1 protein-coding gene is annotated in these 1,219 nt (G+C 52.3%); it reads right to left on the reverse strand.

The features are described from left to right. Positions 1 to 17 precede the first annotated feature (17 nt). Positions 18 to 1,144, reverse strand: a protein-coding gene (locus EST62_RS08845; RefSeq protein WP_129051736.1) for an IS630 family transposase whose coding sequence is annotated in 2 segments (ribosomal slippage) — positions 18 to 715 and positions 715 to 1,144 — 1,128 coding nt in all. Because the reading frame shifts where the segments join, the coding sequence is not laid out codon by codon here. Positions 1,145 to 1,219 lie beyond the last annotated feature (75 nt).

Below are 1,219 nucleotides of genomic sequence, written 5' to 3' on the forward strand. Positions count from 1 at the left end.
CTAGTGTCACGTCACAGTTATATTGATGGATAAAGATGCTTGAGTTTTATTCTTGAATCCGTCGTGGTAAAGCGCCAGTTAATCGTCGCCTCTTTGTTGTTGCGTTCGCGTTGCCATGCCGAGACCTCACGCTTCACCTCCGCGATCTTGTCGATTCGACGATTCAGACACTGACCCGATAGCACTCGAAGTTCTATTTCAGCCATGTTCAGCCAGCTCCCGTGCTTGGGTGTATAGACAAAGTCGAATCGATCCAGCAACGCTTTGGCTTGCTCTGGCGCATAGGTCTCGTACAGCGAGCCGGGCGCGTGCGTGTTGAGATTATCCATGACCAGCGTGATCTTTTCGGCGTGCGTGTACTTGAGCGCGATGTCAGCCAGAAACCTTGACCAATCCTGCTTTTTTCGGGTTTCGGTGACCTTCACCAGTCGCTTGCCCATCAACGGTTCAGTGGCGATGAAAATATTGCACGTCCCGTTCCTGACATACTCGTAATCATATCGGGCGGCTCGCCCTGGTTTTGCCGGAATGGGAATTCGGCTTTCGCCGATCAGTTGCTTGGGCGACTCATCCATGCAGACCACCGGATAGAGCGGATCATAGGGTTGCTTGTACACATCCAGCACGCTCTCCATGTGAGCGACAAAATCGCTGCTTTGCTTCGGCGGGATTACCCATCCTTGCTGCTTCCACGGCTTGAGTTCGTTTTTTTTAACGTCCGACGTACCGTTTCATAGGAAATCTCTTCGACATAGTTCATCTCGACGGCTTTATCGGCCAGCAGCCGCAGCGTCCAGCGAGTGTGGCCTTCCGGAGCGGGAGAGCAGCTCAGGGCAATCAACTTTGCCTCAAGGTCGCCATCGACTTTCCCGGCAAAGGCGCGACTGGTCGGTTTGCGAGTCATGACCGCCTCAAGCCCCTGTTCAACGAACTGCTTTTTGACCCGGTCGATGGTTTTCATGCTCACCTGCAAGACCCGCGAAATGGTCTCATTGATGGAGCGTTCTTGCTGATGCGGGCCTTCGTCGCAAGCCAGGAGAATCAGGGCATACAAGACGTTTTGGGCTTTCTGCTTGCCTTTGCTGCTGATCGCATCAAGCTCTTCACGCTCTTCCTTGCTCAGGGTCACTCTGTACTTCTTCATCTTCAAGATGGTTGGGTTGATCGTTGAAGATGAAGGTAATATTTATGCGGCTATTTTATCGTGATGTTGCACTAG

Origin of the sequence: Chlorobaculum sp. 24CR, from assembly GCF_004118635.1 — a bacterium.
Classification (GTDB): domain Bacteria; phylum Bacteroidota; class Chlorobiia; order Chlorobiales; family Chlorobiaceae; genus Chlorobaculum.